Genomic DNA, 18,659 nt, shown 5'->3' with positions numbered 1-18,659 from the left:
GACTAATCCAGCGACCACTCATGTACCGGTTTGCCGCTCTCCTGCTGTTCGAGATAGGCCTCCATCAAGGCTTGAAAATCCATACCATGACGCGACACCCACTGCCGCTGCCATGTGGCGCCATTGATGCCACGAACGACCCGTTGCTGAATAATGTCCAACCAGAAATTAATAGAGGCCGTTTCAATACCGAGGCTCGTCAATCCCTCTCTTGCCACCCCCAGCAATTGTTCCCTGATCAACTCTTTGGCACGGCATGTTTTCCAGTTGAACCAGAAGAGCTCCGCCTGCAGACCTTCCCGTGCCGCATTGTAGAAGTTGCTTCGCGCACGGATAAATCCCATGTCGCTTTCCGGCGATTCGTAGCGATTCGCCAGGCCGCTCACAAGACCGAAATAGAAGGCGGTGTTGGCAATGCAGTCGCTAACACTTGGCCCCGCGGGTACCACGCGATGCTCAATCCGCAAATGGGGCCTGCCACTGTCATCAAAACCGATCAACGGGCGATTCCATCGCCAGATGGTACCGTTATGCAGCCGCAGGTGGGCAAGCTTCTCGGCCGGTTCATCCATCAACAACGGCAGCAGTACGGGATAGCGTTGCAGATTGGCCAGAAAATTCTCCATCATCGACTCATAAACATAGCGGATGCCGAAACTGACTCTTTTGGTCAAATCGGATGCCCCCACTGCGATGGATTGTTCAAACAAGGGTATTCGGGTTTCGTCCCACAGATCGTGACCGAACAGATAGGGGGAGTTGGCGCTCACGGCCACCATCGGCGCTGAGGCTATTTTCGAAAGGTTGTAGAGTTTCGCCGCGCTCTTTTCATCGACCTGAAAATGGATCTGAAACGACGTTGCCGCCGACTCAAGCATCACATCATCATGTTGCAGATCCAGGGTCTCTCTACCCTCAATATGTACCAACAATGGTCTGTCGTGTCGCAGCTTGAATACCTGTTCATTGAGGGCCTGGTAGCGATTCAGGGGGGACATGTTATGCAGCGTGAGTGCCTGTTGCTGAAGACTGGGCATAATACCGATCATGCCCATCCTGGCGCCCAGTGGTTGCGCCAAACGATTGCACTTGTCCCAGACCCGCTGCAACTCTTCGGCCATTCTTTCAAACACATCTCCCTGCAGCAGCCTGGCCGTGCTGTTTATTTCGACGTTGAAGGTCGCCAGTTCAGGGACCACCAAAGGTTCATCCAGCTTTTCCAACAAGGGTTGATTGAGTGGTGCCGGTCCCGCCCTTCGGTCGAGCAGACAGGCCTCGAGCTCAAATCCCCCGACGGCCCCTTCCGAGGTGAATACACCCGCATCGAACCACTCGGCCAGCAGTTCGGTCTCTCGCTTGAGACGGCGCTGAAACTCGGCGAAATCGTGCGCAGAGAATTCACTCGATTCTATTTCCTGTCCCATGGTTTCTCCATTGACCCAAAACGCCAGTATTGAACAACGGCCGTTTACATACCATCGATGGGGTTGAGGCTAATGCGTTCGGATCCTGTTGTCATCGACATCACGATTCACTGATGGCGTCAGGCCTGTCCTGCATGATCAATTGCTCCAACCGAGTTAGCCTTTGAGGTGTACCGATGTCCATCCACAGGCCGCTGAAGCACTCACCCGATACCCGTCCCCTGTCCATGGCGACTCTCAGTAACGGCGCCAGCGGGAATGCTTCAGGCCTGCAGGATGCAAACAGTCGCGGATGATAGACGCCAATCCCACTGAAGGTCAGGCGCCTCTCACCGCCTTGACTTACCCGACCTTGTTTCAGCTGGAAATCCCCCTGCGAGTGGTGGTCGGGATTGGGCACCAACACCAGATGCGCCACATCTTTCTGTTTCAGGTCCATGCCTGAAAAATCGAAATCACACCAGATATCGCCGTTCAACACTAAAAAAGGTCCCTCTCCCAACAGGGGAAGCGCATGGTAGATCCCCCCTCCAGTCTCCAATGCCACGGATTCAGGAGAATAGCGTATCTCTACCCCCCAGGCAGCGCCATCTCCGAGTTCAGCTTCGACCATCTCCCCCAAGTGGGCATGATTGATGACCAGCTCGTTAAAACCCGCCTCGGCAAGCCTTTCGATATGGTGAACGATCAGGGGCTTGCCGGCGATCGGCAGGAGCGGTTTGGGCAGTTTGTCGGTCAGGGGCCGCATACGCTCGCCTCGACCAGCGGCCAATATCATGGCTTTCATTTTTATTTCAGTGGCTAGTTAGCTTGCTAACAATGTAACCGGTTCTGGTTAAATGCGCATCCCCGGGTGGCAGGAACAGGTGTCTGCGACCCAAGTGCGGCTACATGACGACTAAAATCCGTTCTTAAAAAATAGTAGATCGGCAGGGTAGATTAATGGCACAAAAGGATGGTGGGCCGCAATCCGGGTGATACCACTAAACCAATGTAGATACCATCTCTCCCTTACCCCCACAAGTAGCTATATTCTGGTTCCCACGGTCCCCCGTGGGAATCCATACCTAGTTTTCCTATTGTGCTGAGGTCTGCATTCCCACGCTGGAGCGTGGGAACGAGGAAATACGGGGTAGTGGAAGTGTAGGGTGCGGCTTGTCGCACCGAATAGTCTGGAAATCGTCCACGCAACAACCCGGTATGGCAGGAAATCAACCCGCATTCCTTGGATGATATATGGGGTATTGAAACCAGTGAATGGCTTTAGTTCGCCTTTTTTACAAGCCACACGTTGCGGCAAAGGCTTGTACACGAGACAACAGGGGGTTTATCGATATTAGACACAGATTGACAAAGTGATGACTTAATATGTGCCAATAGACCCATAGACGCCGGTAGTCGCTAACCCTTCATCGCCTCGAAGAACTCGTCGTTGGTCTTGCTGACCTTCAACTTGTCGTAGAGAAACTCCATGGCCGCAAGCTCATCCATGGGATGAAGAATCTTTCTCAGAATCCACATCTTCTGCAACTCATCCGGCTTCATCAGCAACTCCTCGCGACGTGTGCCGGAACGGTTGATATTGATGGCGGGAAAGATACGTTTCTCGGCAATGCGCCGGTCCAGGTGGACCTCCATATTGCCTGTTCCCTTGAATTCTTCGTAGATCACGTCATCCATCCGGGATCCGGTATCCACCAGGGCGGTGGCAAGGATCGTCAGGGAACCCCCCTCCTCCACATTACGGGCGGCACCAAAGAAACGCTTCGGCCGGTGCAGCGCATTGGCGTCGACACCGCCGGTCAGCACCTTGCCGGATGAGGGGACGACGGTATTGTAGGCCCGTGCAAGCCGCGTGATCGAATCCAGCAGGATAACCACGTCATGTTTATGCTCAACCAGCCGCTTGGCCTTTTCGATAACCATTTCAGCGACCTGCACATGCCTCGTAGCAGGCTCGTCGAAGGTACTTGATATCACCTCGCCCCTCACAGAACGGGCCATTTCGGTAACCTCTTCCGGGCGTTCGTCGATGAGTAGCACCATGACATAGCATTCGGGATGGTTATGGGTGATCGACTGGGCGATGTTCTGCAACATCATGGTTTTACCCGCCTTCGGCGGCGATACGATCAGACCACGCTGTCCTTTACCGATCGGTGCGCAGAGATCGATGGTACGCGCGGTGATATCCTCTGTACTGCCGTTGCCTATCTCCAGGTGGAAACGCTGGTTGGCAAACAGGGGGGTGAAGTTCTCGAACAGAATCTTGCTTTTGGCATTTTCCGGTTTGTCGTAGTTGATCTCATCGACCTTGAGCAGTGCGAAGTAACGCTCACCATCCTTTGGCGGGCGGATCTTGCCGGAAATGGTATCACCGGTGCGCAGACTGAAGCGCCGGATTTGACTCGGTGAGACGTAAATATCGTCTGGTCCCGCAAGATAGGAGCTATCCGCCGATCGCAGAAAACCAAACCCATCCTGCAGAATCTCCAATACCCCGTCGCCAAAAATACTTTCGCCTTTCTTTGCATGGGCTTTGAGAATCGCAAATATCAGATCCTGTTTACGGGTCCGTGCCATTCCCTCGATTTTCATCTCGGTAGCGAGGTTAGCCAGATCGGATACCGGCTTTTTCTTGAGTTCAGTCAGATTCATAATTTTTCAGGCGTTGTTCTATTCTGGGAAATCCGTTGGAAGGGAGATTGGCCACACAGGGCAGTTTGAGGTTATTGGTTGATTCACTAATCAGGCGCTACCGGACGAAACGAGGTGGTCTACAGAGAACTCTGTTTGGCAGACAGCGACGGCACGTCCGACGCCTGAGATTTTTTTAAAGGTTACTATCGATAAATGCCACGAGCTGCGATTTAGAGACTGCGCCCACTTTCGTTGCCTCAACTTCACCATCTTTAAACAGCATCAACGTAGGAATTCCACGAATGCCGTAGCGGGGTGGTGTGTTGGGATTTTCGTCAATATTCAATTTGACCACTTTTAGTTTGCCATCATACTCATCGGCAATATCATCCAGCACCGGCGCAATCATCTTGCACGGACCGCACCATTCCGCCCAGTAGTCGATCAGCACCGGCTGCGTCGACTGAAGCACTTCTGATTCAAACGAATCATCTGTTACATGAACAATCTGCTCACTCATAGATTGAGGATCTCCAACTGAATGATCGGGGATTGCTGAGCGGAGTCATCCCGCTTCATTAATTCTCGCTATGAATCCAGAACGGCACCGTGAGACAAGCTTTAAAGACAAATCGAGGGGGGCATCTGGATAGGACTGATTATTCAATCCCAAAATTGATCATATTTCAAGGCCTAATTATAAAAAAACGGCGGCCATTCCACTCTATTCGCGTTTTTTACGCTTCAAGTGCACTCTTCCAGCAACGACTCAACCTGGCACAGGCGGGCAATGGAGACCATGGATTCCGGTACACCGGTGAAAACAATTCTGGCATTTCGCTCGGCTGCCTGTGCCATCCATTCCAGCACCAGTGCCAATCCTGCGCTATCGGCATGATCGACCTGGGAGAGGTCGACCTCCAACTCCTCGACCGCGGAGAAGAGTTTATTGGAGTGCAGCAATAGATCTTTGACACTCGAAAAAGTCATCTCACCCTGGACATGAAACCGGAATGCTCCATCCCGTTCAACTTTAGTGATAGTCATAGGTTAAAGCTCATCCTTGATGGCGTTTTCTTCCGCCTTGCTGAACAGAAATTGACCAATAATCTCTTCCAACACCAATGCGGACTGGGTCATCATCAATTCACTGCCGCCCTGCAGGCTCTCCAGACTGCCCCCGGGATCGAGCCCGACGTATTGCTCACCCAGCAGTCCGGAGGTATAGATCTTGGCGATACTGTCATCCGGGATCTGACTGTACGCCGGATCGATGGACATGGTAACCACCGCCTCGAAATTCTCCTGATCATAACTGATACCGACCACCCGGCCGATGCGCACCCCCGCCATGGAGACAGGGGATCTCACCTTGAGCCCGCCGATATTGTCAAACCTGGCCTTCACTTCATAACCTTCGCTGGCGGTTATACTGGCCAGATTGCTGACCTGCATGGCGAGAAAAAACAGTGCAACCAGTCCAGCCGCCATGAAGGCGCCAACGGTTATCTCCAATCCTCTTGTATTCATGACTAATCTCCGAACATCAGTGCCGTCAGGACGAAATCCAGTACCAGCACCGCCAATGCGGAATGGACCACGGTACGGGTGGTCGACTGACTGACACCGGCTGAAGTGGGGATGGTGTCATACCCCTGAAAAAGAGCGATCCAAGTGCAGACGAAGCCGAATACCAGACTTTTGATCACCCCGTTTATTATATCCTCGTTCCAGTCGATCTTGGCCTGCATCTGACTCCAGAAGGCACCCTCGTCGACCCCCAGCAGCCCGACACTGACAAAATAGCCGCCGATGATGCCCACGGCGCTGAACAAGGCGGCCAGCAACGGCATCGAGATGAATCCGGCGTAAAACCGCGGTGACAGAATTCGACGAATGGGATCGACCGCCATCATCTCCAGGCCGGAGAGCTGCTCGGTGGCCTTCATCAGACCGATCTCCGCGGTAAGGGCGGAACCGGCGCGTCCGGCAAACAGCAGGGCGGTGACCACCGGGCCGAGCTCCCGCACCAGGGAAGCGGCGACCATCACACCAAGACTGTCCTCGGCGGCGAATTGGGACAGCACGTAATAGCCCTGCAGACCGAGCACCATGCCGACAAACAGACCTGAGACAACGATGATGGTGGTGGTCCGCACGCCGATACTGTGGATCTGGGTGATCAGCAATCCCAGCCTGGGCAGCAGACTGGTGATACCCGCCAGAATCTGAATCAGCAACAGATGTCCGCGTCCGAGACGTTCCATCGCCGCCAGTCCCAGGCGGCCGAAGCGGGCCAATGCATCGAGCACTATGTCGCCCCCCGCATACTCAGCAGATCATCGTTCAGGGCGGGTGCCGCATAGTGGAAATGGACCGGACCGTCGGGCAGCCCACCCATGAACTGCTTGACCGCCGGCGATTGGGACACCCCGAGGGCCTGCGGTGTACCGGACTCGATCACCTTGCCCCCGGACAAGACATAGATCATATCGGATATGCCGGCGGTCTCCTCCACGTCGTGGGAGACCAGGACGCTGGTGAGCCGCGCCGCATCGTTGAGGCGCCGCACCAGCTGCGCCAGCACCCCCATGGAGATCGGATCCTGGCCGGTAAAAGGCTCGTCGTACATCACCATCATCGGATCGAGGGCGATGGCCCGGGCGAGGGCCACCCGGCGCGCCATGCCGCCGGAGAGTTCGGACGGCATCAATTCACGAGCGCCTCTCAGACCGACCGCCTCAAGCTTCATCAGCACCAGTCGCCGGATCATCGACTCCGGCAGGTCGGTATGCTCACGCAGCGGATAGGCGACATTGTCATAGACATTCAGGTCGGTCAGCAGGGCGCCGCTCTGAAACAGCATCCCCATGCGCATGCGCAGCCGATAGAGCGCCCTGCGGGAGAGCTTGTGCACATCCTGACCATCCACTTCGATCGTCCCCCGGCTGGGACGCAACTGCCCCCCGATCAGTTTCAACAGGGTAGTCTTGCCGGTGCCGCTGGGCCCCATGATGGCGGTCACCCTGCCCTGGGGGATATCGATATCCACCCCGTTGAAGATGGCCCTGTCGCCATGGGCGAAGTGGAGATTGCGGATTTTGACCAGTGGTTCGCTAATGTTCACTGTAGCCTTATAACTGGAAGTTCCTGCCGATGATTGAAGATCGGGGCATTGTGGCTGTGCGATGGAGGAGCGTCAAGTGGTAGCTTGCCGATACAAAGGATAACTGAGTTACCAGACAGACCAGGCAGGAAGGTGAAACCAAATGCTATTCGTAATTGAATAAGGCTCAACTAAAAATAGACTTGGGTAAGAATCCGGCTCCCCATCCCATGTGGAGAGCACGTAGATGCTGTATCGGAGGTTACTTGCTACATAACCCAACATTGAAATAATAAAAGTTAAAATAATGATTGATTAAAAAATGACATCTAGCCGAGTGACGTTTCCATTTGGTGTTGTTACTAAAATCGTCAGAGGACCTATCGCGTCGACTGGTATGTTAAACGTGAACTCATCGGATCCTCCTCGATTGCCTAGCCTGGCATTAAAAGCAGAATTTGGCACCGAATACGAGTCATCTATGTCACCTTCTTCGAGTTCGGCCGCAATGCTTGTATCCGCAGGCATGATCTGTCCAGTTTCAGCACCTACTATTTCGAATGTTGCCGAGGAGCCTGCAGCCACCGCACCCTCGATTAGTGTAATACTGGCGAAACTCTCCGCCATAATCATGAATGTTTGTTCTCGTACATTGATATTCTTTTCACTGCTGCAGGCAGGTAAAGTGGCTGGCGTGACGCCGAAACAGACCCCTGGGTCTTCACCAGAGGCCACCGCCGCTTCCGCCGCGGCCACGGCAGCAGTATCACAGCAGAGTACGCCATTGTAGTTGGGATCGCTGCCGACACCGTCATAGATACCATTGGTGTTGAAATCCACAAATTCCTCGTGGGATGGATGTTTGGCGCCGTCCTCGTTATCGTCCCGGAATGCCTCGGGTATGTCAGCGAATGCGGGATCTCCGTTATCCAGGACACCGTTGCCGTTGGCGTCGATGAAACTCTCTTCCCCCAACATGCTGGCGAGGATAGTGATCCGCCCCGCCATACCGTCAGGCACATCATTCTCTTGCGGTCGTGGATTTGAACTCGTCCAATTGACACTGCATCTACCATTTTCGATCTGGCATTGGGATTGGATCTGTCCGCCTTCGGTGGTGAAATAGACCGAGGCGCCATCAGGAACCGGGTTGTTGAAGTGGTCGGCAGCATGGACAGTTAGGGCAACTTCCACACCGTTGTATTGCCAGGTCTCTGGATTAAATATCTCAGGACCAAGGGTCATACTGTTCTGGTCGGAAATACCGGTTGAGATTATCAAACCATCTGACTGGGTGGAGATCAGTGGATTGGCATCCAAAGAGGCGGTGACTCGAACCGCCGTGGGTATCGTACCTGATTTGACATCCGTTCCCACCAATCCATTGACATCACTGACTGCGCTCTCCGCCCCTACAGCAATTCTCGCTCCGCCAACATCGGTACTCAATCTGAAATTGACCCGTTGCTGAGTAACCGGATTACCGTTCTGATCCAGTACCCTGAAGGATACCCGGGAGACCTCGGTCAGGCCAACACCTCTGAGGCCGATGAGTGAAGGCTCAGCAGATACAAACTCCATTGAACCGATCTCGGCGGGCTGTACATTGATCGTACCAGATGCTGTTGTGGTATCACCATTGACTGTAACTGTTGCCCGCACGCTATCTGCACCTGAACAGCCCTGGGCGATATAGGTAGCGGTCACCACTCCACCATTCGCAGCTACGGGCGTATCTATAGTCGCCAATCCTGTCGAAAAACAATCCGTGTTAAAAGATACGTTGGCAGCCTCCTGGTAAAGATTGCCCGCTGAATCGGCGAGGGTTGCCGTAATCGTTGTCTGACCGCCTGCCGCGAGTGAGGTCACCGCGATGTCCAAGGTACCCGCATTGAAAGAACTCCCTGAACCGCTGCCGATAAAGATGTCAGCCCCGGCAGTACCGGCATCGTCAATCGTCTCACCATCAGCCGTGTCACCTGTTGTGGATGAATCCCAAGGCACATCGGGGTCGCCACCGCCACAGGCAGCGAGCAGCAGCATCAGAGACAGAACGGTTAATAAGCGGGCTAAACCTGACATGGCAAACTCCAAAATCCCATAGGAAACAGACCATTAAGGGCAGAAACTTAGACTAATTTCTTAATAGTATACAATCAATCGGGTATTGCAAGTGATTATAAGCAATCACCCGGTTGTTTTTTCTCCCCGATACCGACGCACTTCACGCTTTTATCAAGGAACCAAAAACCAGCTATGATCCTACGACCACGGCGTCAGTAAACTAGCGGCAGCTCTCCCCGCCTCTTTAGCAATGAATCATACAATCCTGACAGGAATCACATATCGGTCACCGCCGATAATCAACCCACCAGCAGGCGTTCGACCACCTTGCCCTCGATCAGATGGGATTGCAGGATCTCGTCCAGGTCTTCGTGGTCGACAAAGGTATACCAGACCGCCTCGGGGTAGACCACCAGCACAGGCCCCTTGTCGCATCGATCGAGGCAGCCTGCGGTATTGACCCTGACACCGCCAGGCCCGGTAAGCCCCAGCGCCTTGACCCGACCTTTCATGTAGTCACGCATCGACTTTGCCCCATGCTGGGCACAACAGGGACGGCCATCGGTACGCTCATTGACACAAAAGAAAAGATGGTGGCGATAGTAGGACATGGATCAAATAAAGTCTTTAAGACACACGGGCGATGATACAACGACGATTAACCGTTATGATAGAGCCTGTTTCATCAATTCCGGCCCCGCGCAATCTAACCGTGACCCCTGATCAGCTGCTGACCGAAGCGGACCGCTGTGTAAAGTGCGGCCTCTGCCTCCCCGAATGCCCGACCTATCAGCTGCTTGCCAACGAGGCTGACTCGCCCCGTGGCCGCATCAGCCTGATGCAGGCCCTGGCTGAGGGTGAGCTCGATCTCGACACAGCCGCCGAGACCCACCTTGACCGCTGCCTGGGGTGTCGCCGTTGTGAAACCGCCTGCCCGTCCGGGGTGAGATACGGTCAACTGCTGGATGCCAGCCGCAGCCTCATCGCCAGACGCAAGCGAGGCAGACCATTCTTGCGGTGGCTCTTTACTCAGTTGACAGAGCCGAAACGACTGGCACGCATCAGTCGACTTTACCGGTTAGTGAAACAGTTGGGGGTTACACAATTGATTACCGCCTTGCTGCCTGACAGATACAGACGTCTGCCAGAACTGGGCGGACAACTCACTGGCGCGGCCGTCATCCAGGCCGGATTCTATCCCGCTGACCTGCCCAAGGGAAGACTGGTACAGCTTTTCACCGGCTGTGTTTCCACCCAGGTGGAGCAGACCCTCCTCGAAAGCGCTATGGCGCTGCTGCGCCGGCTTGGCTATGCGGTCGAAATACCGCAGACGCAGTGTTGCTGCGGCGCCATACATCGCCACAACGGATTTGAAGAGAGCGCGGAGCGATACTGCTCGACCAATCGGCAACAAACCGCAAGGAGCCATGCCCGAGCCCTGGTTACCCTGGCCAGCGCGTGTGAGCTTGAATTACAGGAGCAGCAGGCCAGTGAAATCCCTGTAGTCAGCCTGACGGATCTCCTGCTTTCCCTGCCGGATACGGAGATACCCACCCTGAAACCCTATGCGGGTAGAGTTGCAGTGCATACCCCATGCAGCAGTCGTGATGACGGCGGCATGAGGCTGCTGCAGAGAATCCCTCAGGCTGAGATCTTTCCATTGGCAGACAATAGCGTCTGCTGCGGTGCGGCAGGGAGTTATATATTCACCCAACCTTCACTCTCAACCACATTGGGTGAGGCGAAAATCGAAAAATTACAAGCCGGCCAAGTCGATATCCTCGTCACCAGCAATACGGGCTGCGCAATGCAGTTGCGCCAGCTCATCGCTGATGCCGGGCTACAGGTCCGGGTCATGCACCCTATCGAGCTTATCTATCGACAATGGCCCGGCTGATGCGCTAAAAGGATTACTGACTACAGCTGTATCCCATTGAAGAAAAAAGCTATGTTTTCAGGGCCTGTTAATGCTCATCCAATCGGCTCTGTTGCGCCTGAAAAAACGCCAATCAAGGCGCGAGGAGAGAGGTTTGGTAACTCCAAATAAACGACGAGCAACGCCGAGTGGCGCTTTTTCAGGCGCAACCCGAAGGGCTGGGTCTATTTTTCCGCCCAGCTGCGTTATCATTCACTCATGTAGAACACATACACATCGCTCATGCTGCTGCCTTGCTGGACAAAAATAGTCCCAGCAGAGCCGATTGGATGAGCGTTAACAGGCCCTAGGATGAAAGAGCGAAGATTCAATTCCGCCGACCACTTCATGATCGGCATCGACAGCGCCCTGCGCACCCTGTTCGGACGGCCTCAGGTGACTGAGCGCGCCAATCCGGCCGAGACCATCAATGAAGCGGAGATGAGCGAACAGGAACGGGATCTGGCTGCACGCCTGATGAGGATCAACCATACCGGCGAGGTTTGCGCCCAGGCCCTCTATCAGGGACAGGCATTGACAGCGAAACTGCCGCAAATCCGCGCTACCATGGAGCGTGCGGCACAAGAGGAGAATGACCACCTGGCCTGGTGTGAAACCCGCCTCAACGAATTGGATAACCGGAAGAGTCTGCTCAACCCTTTCTGGTATGCCGGTTCATTCATGATCGGCGCAGCCGCGGGACTGGCCGGTGACAAATGGAGTCTTGGCTTCGTGGCGGAGACCGAACATCAGGTTGAGGCCCATTTGAATGACCATATGCAACGCATTCCGGCACAGGATCAGAAGAGCCTTGCCATACTCGAGCAGATGAAAGAGGACGAGATCCACCATGCAACGGTGGCGCTCGAGGCTGGCGGGGCGAATCTGCCCGCACCCATCAAAGCTGCAATGAAAGTGACGTCGAAATTGATGACTAAATCGGTGTTCTATCTCTGAGGCCGGCGGTGTTTTCTAACCCGCCTTGGGTACAACCTCGGTGACCTCGCTGTCCACGACCTGATGCCGATCAACCAAACTGACTTGTACTGCCAATGTCAGACCAAAGCCGATCATGACCAACACCACGACCACGGCGAAGAAGTCCGGTTTACGATGTTGATGATGTCTGTTCATTTACCTTACAAGCCTATTCAATAACTTAATTAAGATTATTCGTGTAGTTTTCCAGCTTAACTTAGACCCTGTTCACGTTACTGTTCAATATTCAGCCACTTTATCCTTTTACTTACTAAACACTGATCAGTATCAAACCAATCTGCCAGACAGCACTACTTGGCATCCTTATCCTGACTCTCCATAGCACCCATTTCAGTAAGCAGGGCGGACACCTTTTCGTGCTTACCCCTGTTCGACAGACCAAGGGCGGTATTACCCGCCTGATCAGAGGCGTTCACATCGACACCACGTTGCAACAACAAACGTACAATCTCGAGATGTCCAAATGCCGACGCCTCCATAATCGGGGTAATCCCTCTGCTATCCGCCAGGTTGGGATCCGCACCCGCGGCCAGGAGCGCCTTGACGCTCTTCAGGTTGCCGTTGAAGGCCGCGATATGCAGGGGAGTCCTGCCGGAAGGATTGGTGCCGTTGGCATCGACACCCTGCGCCAGAAGATCATTAATGCGAACGACATCCCCCAACATGGCGGCTGAAACCAGCGCCTGGGATTGTTGTGTTGATTCCGCCGACCAGCAGACGGAGCTGAACAACAGCAGCAGGACTGTCAAACTTACGTTTCTCACTCGCTGACACTCTAAATTGGTAACTTAACCCCAATATCGGCACCGGCATTTAATTCTTAACCCATTGCACTCAATCCATCCCCTCAGTAACCTTGCAGTATATGAAGTCGTAAACATGCCAGAGCAGAGTCAACACGTATATATGGATAAGGAATCACAGCACCAGATTGATGTTCAGGTCGAAACCCGTTACGTGGAATCGCAATCAATCCCCAATGAAGATCGCTTTGTCTTCTCTTACACCATAACCATACGAAACGACGGTCAATCGAGTGCGCGCCTGTTGAACCGGCATTGGATCATCACTGACGCCAACGGCAAGGTGCAGGAGGTCCGAGGTGAGGGCGTGGTGGGCGAACAGCCCCAACTCAATCCCGGTGAAACCTTCCGCTACACCAGCGGTACCGTTCTCGACACGCCAGTAGGCAGTATGCAGGGGAGCTATGACATGATCGATGGCCAGGGCAACCATTTCGACGCCCTGATACCGCCCTTCTCCCTCGCCCGTCCGGGCAGTCTTCATTAAGAAACAACAACCGACTGATCTGTAATCGAACCACATAGTATAGGTAACCATGGCTCTGCAAGCTCAAAGTGAACTGCTTTGGTTAGGTGGCGGTGTTGCCTCGCTGCTCATTCTCAGCGGCCTCGACCCGGTCGCTGACCGCTATACCTGGTTTCTGGAAACCCTGCCCGTCATGATCGGATTGCCACTCCTCTATTACACCCGGCAAGGCTTTCCCTTGACCATCCTGGTCTACCGTCTGCTTGCGCTTCATGCCGTCATACTGATCATCGGCGGATACTACACCTATGCCGAGGTGCCCCTGTTCAACTGGCTCAGAGACAGCTATGAACTGTCGCGCAACCACTACGACCGGATTGGACATTTTTTTCAGGGATTCGTACCCGCCATGCTGGCGCGGGAGATATTGTTGCGACGCTCACCCTTGAAACCAGGTCGTTGGCTGTTTTTTCTCTGTGTCTGTTTCTGTCTCGCTTTCAGTGCATTCTATGAGCTGATCGAGTGGTGGGTGGCACTGATGAGTGAACAGGCAGCAGAGGCGTTTCTGGGCACCCAGGGCGATCCATGGGACACCCAGACGGATATGTTTCTGGCTCTTATCGGCGCCATCTGCGCCCAGCTCCTGCTGGTTAAAATTCACGACAGGCAACTGTTTCGACTCGGGGCGATCTGATGTCGATCTATGCCATTGGTGACATTCAGGGATGTTACGACGAGCTGCAGCGGCTGCTTGAGAAAATCCAATTCGATCCATCCAAGGACAAGCTCTGGTTTGCGGGAGATCTGGTCAATCGCGGCCCCAAATCATTGCAAGTGCTTCGTTTCGTGAAGTCACTGGGTGATCAGGCAATCACCGTACTGGGTAATCATGACCTGCATCTGCTGGCGCTCTCCCAAGGCAATCGCAGCCACTATAAATACGGTAGCCTTAAGGATATTCTTGAAGCGCATGACCGGCAGGAGTTGATCGATTGGCTGCGTCACAGACCCATGATGGCCCACCATAAAAAAAAGGGATACAGCATGGTGCACGCCGGATTACCGCCGCAGTGGGATTTAACCACCGCCATGAAATGTGCCCGGGAACTGGAAAATGTCCTGCGCGGCCCCAAGTTCGGAAAATTCTGCCGGGTCATGTATGGCGATCAACCGGACCTTTGGTCGGAGAACCTCGATGGTATGGATCGGCTCCGTTTCATCACCAACTGTTTCACCCGTTTGCGCTATTGCAGCCGGGACGGTCGTATCTCATTAAATGAGAAAGGTCCCCCTGAAGCGCGGAACAACGGCGCGATCCCCTGGTTCGAGGCAGCAGGACGCCTGACGAAAAATGACCGCATCATTTTCGGCCATTGGTCTACCCTGGGTTACCGCCAGAGCGCCAACATCTGCTGTCTGGATAGCGGCTGCTTTTGGGGAGGTGAGCTCACAGCGCTGCGCCTGCGTAAAAACAAACCGGCAAAACCCTATCAGATCTCCTGCCCGATCAAACGTTGACGCGATTCAATACTATAAAGGTATAGGCAAACTGATTACGCCCATCCGCAGGATGGGAATCACGACTGACCTCTTGCCATTCACTCCAGTCTATTTCAGGAAAAAAGGCGTCTCCCGTCACATCAGCCTCGACCCGCGTCAAATAGAGGCGGTTGGCACGCGGCAGCATCTGCCGATACAGACCTCCGCCTCCGACAATCATGACTTCCGGTACCTCACCGGCGACTTGCAGCGCCTCATCCACTGAATGAACGAGCTCACAACCTACCGCCCGGTAATCCCGATTACCGGTGACGACGATATGGCGTCGTCCGGGGAGGAGACCCGGAAGAGACTCCCAGGTACGGCGCCCCATGATAATGGGCTTGCCCATGGTCAGCGACTTGAAATGCTGGAGATCCGCGGGCAGTCGCCAGGGTAAACCGTTGTCCACCCCGATCACACCATTATTGGCCACCGCTGCAATAAGGGAAATCATCGGCTTCATTCAACCTGCCCTGCCAACACTGTCAATACTGGTGTGGTGCAGTGGGATTGCAATCCGGCAGGCTGTTTGCTCAAGACTACTCACTATATCGCCACGGGCGCCTTGATATGGGGGTGGGGATCGTAGTCAACCAGCTCGAAATCCTCGAAACGGAAATCGAAAATCGACTTCACCGCCGGGTTTATTTTCATTTTCGGCAGTTTCCGGGGTTCACGGCTGAGTTGGAGATCGACCTGTTCCAGGTGGTTGCTGTAGAGATGGGCATCACCGAAGGTATGCACAAACTCACCTGGCTGCAATCCGGTCACCTGGGCCACCATCATGGTCAGCAGTGCATAGGAAGCGATATTGAACGGCACACCTAAAAAGATATCGGCACTGCGCTGATAGAGCTGGCAGGAGAGCCTGCCCTCGGTCACATAGAACTGAAAAAGGCAGTGGCAGGGAGGCAGGGCCATATGTTCCACCTGTGCGGGGTTCCAGGCTGAGACAACCAGGCGTCTCGAGTCTGGGTTTTTTCTTATCTGCCCGATCAATTGACTGATCTGGTCGATATGTCCCCCGTCCGGTGCCGGCCAGGAACGCCATTGATAGCCGTATACAGGGCCCAGATCACCATTTTCATCCGCCCACTCATCCCAGATGGTTACGCCGTTCTCCTGCAGATAACGGATATTGGTGTCGCCTTGCAAAAACCACAGCAGCTCATGAATTATGGAACGTAGATGGAGGCGTTTGGTGGTCAATAGCGGGAATCCGTCATCCAGATCGAAGCGCATCTGATAACCGAATACACTCCGGGTTCCCGTACCTGTCCTATCCTCTTTGTCGACACCGTGATCGCGTACATGGCGCATCAGATCGTGATACTGTTTCATGCCGACGCTTCCCGGTGAGTTACAAAAACAAATCTCATCTCAATATCCTGCTGGAAAAAAGCTAGCCATGGCTGTTCTTCGGCCTGTAGGCCAGGTAGAACAGCAAGGCACCAAACATCATCATCGGCAGCGTCAGAAGCTGCCCCATGGTCAACCAGTCAAATGCGAGATATCCGATGTGCTGGTCGGGCATGCGAACGAATTCGACCATAAATCGAAATATCCCATAACAGAGCAAAAACAGCCCGGAAACCGCCATTCTCGGCCTTGCTCTGGCCGAGAAGATCCACAGGATCAGGAATAGCCCCAATCCCTCCAGGAAGGCTTCATACAGTTGACTGGGGTGGACAGGGAGCGAGTACTCCGCATCCAAGGGCAATCCTAGCCGCGTACAGAGCCCTTCCGCCACGCCACAGGGAACACGCATTCCCCAGGGCAGGTCAGTGACGCCGCCCCACAGCTCCGCATTGATGAAATTACCGATCCGGCCGGCCCCCAAACCGATGGTGACCAAAGGCGCGATGAAGTCGGTCGCCTCAAAAAACGTGCGGCCATGTTTATGGGCAAAGTACCACATTGCCAGCAACACACCCAACAGGCCACCGTGAAATGACATCCCACCGCTCCATACCTTTATCAGGATCATGGGATCTGCGAGAAATCCGCTGAGGTTGTAAAAAAGGATATATCCTATACGCCCCCCCAGAACCACACCGAGGACGATATAGAAGACCATATCGTCGACCTGATCGGCGTCCCATATCATACCCGGCCTTCCCACCCGGCGGCGACCCAGCCACCAGCCTCCGAGAAAGCCGATGACGTACATCATTCCATACCAGTGGATACTCACCGGCCCCAGGGTTACCAGGGTGGAATCGATAACTGGATATGTGATCATGGGGGTGCATGGTATCACAGGAATGGCGTTCGCCAATGTGCCGGGAAATCGTAAATCCTCAATTTCATGGCACATATAACGTGTTAGGATACTGTGAATTTGGTCACATTTTCCCGATGTACTGGAATTTATTTCGCAAGCGTCATGACGGACTTCTTCAAAGTGTCAAGTTTTTGAACGCTACGCCGCTACCACGTACAGGTGATGCAAACCCACATCGGCATCTTAACGGGAAGGACCATGAGCTACGTACACGCACAAAAATTTGAAACATACATACCGCGGGAAATGGATACTTTAGGCTCTCGACTACGCAGGAAAAGACGGGAAAGAGGTTGGACCCAGGAGGAGTTGGCGCTCCGCGCCGGAACCAACCAGGCCGTGATACAGAAAATCGAGAATGGCAAGAGCCTTCGTCCCAGAAAGATCGATGAGATCGCACAGGTTCTGGACGTTAATCCCGCATGGCTGATGTTCGGTGAATCCTCAACCACAGTGATGGACGATGAAGCGGTCGAAGTTGCCAAGGCATGGCACAATCTACCCGAGCCTATTCGCAGCCGCATCAAAAGAAATATCTTCGAACAGGTTCTGCTCCACTCAAACAAGAAGTAGCTCAACTTCGAACCGGGATGCACCCGCGCATCCCGGTTGATAATCCCCCATCAACCGAGTTACCTACAAGCATACGATCAGTTCTACTCAGACTCGCCTTTTTCCTTCTTATTACTTCCTTTTTTATCATGCGGAAAACCGCGGAAAGACAAGCCGCGAATGGACGCGAATCACCGCAGATAAAGGCAAACTGTTGTTAACGTGAGCAGGGGTCTTCAATGTTATGCTAAACGAGCGCTTTGGCTAGGTAGTGTACTATGTGGTGGACAGGTACATTGTCATGCCATTTGCCATAGTTTGCTGTGATTCGTGCCTATATGCGGCCAATTCAATAGCTTTTGATGATCTGACTGGAATTGTTGTTTGTTCAAGCCTCTGTTTAGTCGCCTTTTTGCCACTGCAGGGTAGCCGTATCGTCACTCTCTCTTGCATCCACCCAACGCTCTCCCTCCGCTGTGGTCTCCTTTTTCCAGAACGGCGCCTTGGTTTTTAGATAGTCGATAATGAATTCACAGGCCAGGAAGGCCTCTTTGCGATGGCGGCTCGCCACCGCTACCAGTACGATGGGCTCGGTGGGCGACAAGGCGCCTACACGGTGAACCACGCGGCAATGCTGGATCTCCCAGCGGCTGTTTGCCTCATCCACAATCTTTTGCAGGGCACGTTCTGTCATACCCGGATAGTGTTCGAGGTATAACCCTTCCACCCTGTCACCCTCGTTGATGTCTCGCATCAGGCCAATAAATGTCACGACTGCACCGATGGAGGGATCATTACCGCATAACAGGTCCACCTCATGATTGGGATCGAGTGGGTCAGCCTGTATGGATACGCTATTCAACC

At 53.8% G+C, this 18,659-nt stretch carries 22 protein-coding genes; 6 read left to right on the top strand and 16 right to left on the bottom strand.

Annotated elements, in window-relative coordinates; genetic code table 11:
* Nucleotides 1-2: 2 nt before the first annotated feature.
* The 10 genes from AB8516_RS14790 to AB8516_RS14745 form a co-directional block, all read right to left on the bottom strand.
* Complete coding sequence (locus AB8516_RS14790; protein ID WP_369161802.1) at nt 3-1,424, bottom strand: glutamate--cysteine ligase; 1,422 nt, start codon at nt 1,422-1,424, stop codon at nt 3-5.
* Between the two features lie 100 nt (nt 1,425-1,524).
* On the bottom strand, nt 1,525-2,211 hold the full coding sequence (gene murU, locus AB8516_RS14785) for an N-acetylmuramate alpha-1-phosphate uridylyltransferase MurU (RefSeq protein ID WP_369161800.1): 687 nt from the start codon (nt 2,209-2,211) through the stop codon (nt 1,525-1,527).
* A 614-nt stretch (nt 2,212-2,825) separates the two neighbouring features.
* Nucleotides 2,826-4,082, bottom strand: coding sequence for a transcription termination factor Rho (gene rho, locus AB8516_RS14780; RefSeq protein WP_069123978.1), 1,257 nt, complete (start codon nt 4,080-4,082; stop codon nt 2,826-2,828).
* Nucleotides 4,083-4,257: 175 nt separating this feature from the next.
* Entirely contained in the window at nt 4,258-4,584 is a 327-nt protein-coding gene (gene trxA / locus AB8516_RS14775) for a thioredoxin TrxA (protein ID WP_069123976.1), read from the bottom strand.
* A gap of 224 nt (nt 4,585-4,808) precedes the next feature.
* Nucleotides 4,809-5,111, bottom strand: a complete 303-nt coding sequence (locus AB8516_RS14770; RefSeq protein ID WP_108289800.1) for a lipid asymmetry maintenance protein MlaB — start codon at nt 5,109-5,111, stop codon at nt 4,809-4,811.
* A 3-nt stretch (nt 5,112-5,114) separates the two neighbouring features.
* Complete coding sequence (gene mlaD, locus AB8516_RS14765) at nt 5,115-5,594, bottom strand: outer membrane lipid asymmetry maintenance protein MlaD (protein ID WP_108289799.1); 480 nt, start codon at nt 5,592-5,594, stop codon at nt 5,115-5,117.
* Nucleotides 5,595-5,596: 2 nt separating this feature from the next.
* Nucleotides 5,597-6,376, bottom strand: coding sequence for a lipid asymmetry maintenance ABC transporter permease subunit MlaE (mlaE, locus tag AB8516_RS14760; protein ID WP_108289798.1), 780 nt, complete (start codon nt 6,374-6,376; stop codon nt 5,597-5,599).
* Nucleotides 6,376-7,191, bottom strand: coding sequence for an ABC transporter ATP-binding protein (locus tag AB8516_RS14755; protein WP_369161796.1), 816 nt, complete (start codon nt 7,189-7,191; stop codon nt 6,376-6,378). The genes mlaE and AB8516_RS14755 overlap by 1 nt, the downstream gene beginning before the upstream one ends.
* A gap of 294 nt (nt 7,192-7,485) precedes the next feature.
* Nucleotides 7,486-9,252, bottom strand: a complete 1,767-nt coding sequence (locus AB8516_RS14750) for a hypothetical protein (protein WP_369161794.1) — start codon at nt 9,250-9,252, stop codon at nt 7,486-7,488.
* 281 nt (nt 9,253-9,533) lie between these two features.
* Nucleotides 9,534-9,845 (bottom strand): ferredoxin, encoded by a 312-nt coding sequence (locus tag AB8516_RS14745; protein WP_369161792.1) that lies wholly within the window; start codon nt 9,843-9,845, stop codon nt 9,534-9,536.
* 101 nt (nt 9,846-9,946) lie between these two features.
* Here AB8516_RS14745 and AB8516_RS14740 point away from each other — a divergent pair, with 101 nt between their 5' ends.
* Both AB8516_RS14740 and coq7 read left to right on the top strand, forming a co-directional pair.
* Nucleotides 9,947-11,131 carry a (Fe-S)-binding protein gene (locus AB8516_RS14740; RefSeq protein ID WP_369161790.1) on the top strand — a complete coding sequence of 395 codons (1,185 nt, stop codon included), beginning with the start codon at nt 9,947-9,949 and terminating at the stop codon, nt 11,129-11,131.
* A 330-nt stretch (nt 11,132-11,461) separates the two neighbouring features.
* Nucleotides 11,462-12,106, top strand: coding sequence for a 2-polyprenyl-3-methyl-6-methoxy-1,4-benzoquinone monooxygenase (coq7, locus tag AB8516_RS14735; RefSeq protein ID WP_369161788.1), 645 nt, complete (start codon nt 11,462-11,464; stop codon nt 12,104-12,106).
* A gap of 15 nt (nt 12,107-12,121) precedes the next feature.
* On the opposite strand, the gene AB8516_RS14730 is transcribed toward coq7, so the two are convergent.
* Entirely contained in the window at nt 12,122-12,283 is a 162-nt protein-coding gene (locus AB8516_RS14730) for a hypothetical protein (RefSeq protein ID WP_154723060.1), read from the bottom strand.
* Between the two features lie 155 nt (nt 12,284-12,438).
* Nucleotides 12,439-12,912, bottom strand: a complete 474-nt coding sequence (locus tag AB8516_RS14725; protein ID WP_369161786.1) for an ankyrin repeat domain-containing protein — start codon at nt 12,910-12,912, stop codon at nt 12,439-12,441.
* Between the two features lie 142 nt (nt 12,913-13,054).
* Between AB8516_RS14725 and apaG the strand changes: the two genes are divergently transcribed.
* The 3 genes from apaG to AB8516_RS14710 are packed head-to-tail and all read left to right on the top strand — an operon-like array spanning nt 13,055 to nt 14,935.
* Complete coding sequence (gene apaG / locus AB8516_RS14720) at nt 13,055-13,438, top strand: Co2+/Mg2+ efflux protein ApaG (RefSeq protein WP_369161784.1); 384 nt, start codon at nt 13,055-13,057, stop codon at nt 13,436-13,438.
* 49 nt (nt 13,439-13,487) lie between these two features.
* Nucleotides 13,488-14,111 (top strand): DUF2238 domain-containing protein, encoded by a 624-nt coding sequence (locus AB8516_RS14715; RefSeq protein WP_369161782.1) that lies wholly within the window; start codon nt 13,488-13,490, stop codon nt 14,109-14,111.
* Nucleotides 14,111-14,935, top strand: coding sequence for a symmetrical bis(5'-nucleosyl)-tetraphosphatase (locus AB8516_RS14710; protein WP_369161780.1), 825 nt, complete (start codon nt 14,111-14,113; stop codon nt 14,933-14,935). The genes AB8516_RS14715 and AB8516_RS14710 overlap by 1 nt, the downstream gene beginning before the upstream one ends.
* Here the strand turns inward: AB8516_RS14710 and folA are convergent.
* From folA to lgt, 3 genes are all read right to left on the bottom strand, one after another.
* Complete coding sequence (gene folA, locus AB8516_RS14705) at nt 14,925-15,422, bottom strand: type 3 dihydrofolate reductase (protein WP_369161778.1); 498 nt, start codon at nt 15,420-15,422, stop codon at nt 14,925-14,927. The genes AB8516_RS14710 and folA overlap by 11 nt on opposite strands.
* Nucleotides 15,423-15,505: 83 nt before the next feature.
* Complete coding sequence (locus tag AB8516_RS14700; protein ID WP_369161776.1) at nt 15,506-16,300, bottom strand: thymidylate synthase; 795 nt, start codon at nt 16,298-16,300, stop codon at nt 15,506-15,508.
* Nucleotides 16,301-16,361: 61 nt separating this feature from the next.
* On the bottom strand, nt 16,362-17,201 hold the full coding sequence (gene lgt / locus AB8516_RS14695; RefSeq protein WP_369161774.1) for a prolipoprotein diacylglyceryl transferase: 840 nt from the start codon (nt 17,199-17,201) through the stop codon (nt 16,362-16,364).
* 240 nt (nt 17,202-17,441) lie between these two features.
* Here lgt and AB8516_RS14690 point away from each other — a divergent pair, with 240 nt between their 5' ends.
* Nucleotides 17,442-17,816 carry a helix-turn-helix domain-containing protein gene (locus tag AB8516_RS14690; RefSeq protein WP_369161772.1) on the top strand — a complete coding sequence of 125 codons (375 nt, stop codon included), beginning with the start codon at nt 17,442-17,444 and terminating at the stop codon, nt 17,814-17,816.
* 379 nt (nt 17,817-18,195) lie between these two features.
* On the opposite strand, the gene moaE is transcribed toward AB8516_RS14690, so the two are convergent.
* Nucleotides 18,196-18,657, bottom strand: coding sequence for a molybdopterin synthase catalytic subunit MoaE (moaE, locus tag AB8516_RS14685; RefSeq protein ID WP_108291275.1), 462 nt, complete (start codon nt 18,655-18,657; stop codon nt 18,196-18,198).
* Nucleotides 18,658-18,659 lie beyond the last annotated feature (2 nt).

Source organism: Candidatus Thiodiazotropha sp. LNASS1, from assembly GCF_964212655.1.
Lineage (GTDB): Bacteria > Pseudomonadota > Gammaproteobacteria > Chromatiales > Chromatiaceae > Thiodiazotropha.
This window is presented reverse-complemented; position numbering and strand designations above follow the sequence as displayed.